Origin of the sequence: Pantoea sp. Acro-807, assembly GCF_011752675.1 — a bacterium.
Taxonomy (GTDB): domain Bacteria; phylum Pseudomonadota; class Gammaproteobacteria; order Enterobacterales; family Enterobacteriaceae; genus Pantoea; species Pantoea eucrina.
In genome coordinates, this window is record NZ_VWXE01000018.1 from 1 (window position 1) to 1,182 (window position 1,182).

The following is a 1,182-nucleotide window of genomic DNA, read 5'->3' on the forward strand; positions in this document are numbered from 1 at the left end:
AAAGAGCAATTTCAGCGTAACAAACTGCACGTAAACGTGGGCACCATCGGTCACGTTGACCACGGTAAAACCACCCTGACTGCAGCAATCACCACCGTTCTGGCTAAAACCAACGGCGGCCAGGCGCGTGCATTCGACCAGATCGACAGCACCCCTGAAGAAAAAGCGCGTGGTATCACCATCAACACCGCTCACGTAGAGTACGAAACCGCAAGCCGTCACTATGCACACGTTGACTGCCCGGGACACGCCGACTACGTGAAAAACATGATCACCGGTGCTGCGCAGATGGACGGCGCGATCCTGGTTGTTGCTGCGACTGATGGCCCGATGCCACAGACCCGTGAGCACATCCTGCTGGGTCGTCAGGTTGGCGTTCCTTACATCATCGTGTTCCTGAACAAGTGCGACATGGTTGATGATGAAGAGCTGCTGGAGCTGGTTGAGATGGAAGTACGTGACCTGCTGTCACAGTACGACTTCCCGGGCGACGACACGCCAATCGTACGCGGTTCAGCGCTGAAAGCGCTGGAAGGCGACGCAGAGTGGGAAGGCAAAATCATCGAGCTGGCGGGCTACCTGGACAGCTACATCCCGGATCCGGTTCGTGCTATCGACCTGCCGTTCCTGCTGCCAATCGAAGACGTGTTCTCAATCTCAGGCCGCGGTACCGTTGTTACCGGTCGTGTTGAGCGCGGCATCGTTAAAGTCGGTGACGAAGTTGAAATCGTGGGCATCAAAGATACCGCGAAATCAACCTGTACCGGTGTTGAGATGTTCCGCAAGCTGCTGGACCAGGGTCAGGCGGGCGAGAACTGTGGTGTTCTGCTGCGCGGTATCAAGCGTGAAGACATCCAGCGTGGACAGGTTCTGGCGAAGCCGGGCTCAATCAAGCCACACACCAAGTTCGAGTCAGAAGTTTACGTTCTGTCTAAAGACGAAGGCGGCCGTCATACTCCGTTCTTCAAAGGCTACCGTCCACAGTTCTACTTCCGTACCACTGACGTGACCGGTTCAGTTGAGCTGCCAGAAGGCGTTGAGATGGTAATGCCGGGCGACAACATCAAGATGGTTGTTACCCTGATCCACCCAATCGCGATGGACCAGGGTCTGCGCTTCGCAATCCGCGAAGGCGGCCGTACCGTTGGCGCGGGCGTTGTTGCTTCTGTTATCGCTTAATTG

The 1,182-nt window shown here is 56.2% G+C and carries 1 protein-coding gene; it reads left to right on the plus strand.

Features of this window, described 5'->3' with window-relative positions:
* A partial coding sequence (tuf, locus tag F3J39_RS18645; protein ID WP_071668694.1) for an elongation factor Tu occupies positions 1-1,179 on the plus strand: 1,179 nt, incomplete at its 5' end.
* Between the last annotated feature and the right edge of the window lie 3 nt (positions 1,180-1,182).